The organism is candidate division KSB1 bacterium (assembly GCA_034505495.1).
Taxonomy (GTDB): Bacteria; Zhuqueibacterota; Zhuqueibacteria; order Residuimicrobiales; family Krinioviventaceae; genus Fontimicrobium_A.
Genome location: JAPDQV010000071.1, coordinates 7,267 through 7,575, shown reverse-complemented (window position 1 = coordinate 7,575; position 309 = coordinate 7,267). Strand labels below are relative to the sequence as shown.

General features: G+C 45.0%; 1 protein-coding gene. It reads left to right on the top strand.

Annotation, left to right across the window (positions count from 1 at the left end):
* Positions 1 to 51 precede the first annotated feature (51 nt).
* Positions 52 to 309 (top strand): nucleotidyl transferase AbiEii/AbiGii toxin family protein (locus ONB24_15245; GenBank protein MDZ7317466.1); only part of this gene is annotated, 258 nt, incomplete at its 3' end.

Below are 309 nucleotides of genomic sequence, written 5' to 3'. Positions count from 1 at the left end.
GAATTCGCAAAGTATTACAGGGAGAGCCTGTATCCTTTCCAGAATGGGGTGATGAAACTCGTCGACGGGCTCGGAACGCCGTTCTATCTATCCGGTGGTACGGCGCTGAGCCGTCACTATTTTAATCATCGTTACAGCGACGATTTGGATTTTTTTCTCAATAATGACTCTGCCTACCCTGAATTCGTTCGTCTGATCTTCAGTGCTTTGGAAAATGCAAAAATAACCAATGCTTTTCGGCTTGATTACCTTTCGAACCGGAGGTCGGAAAACTATACTCAAATTATCTGCGTCGCAACAACCTGGTAT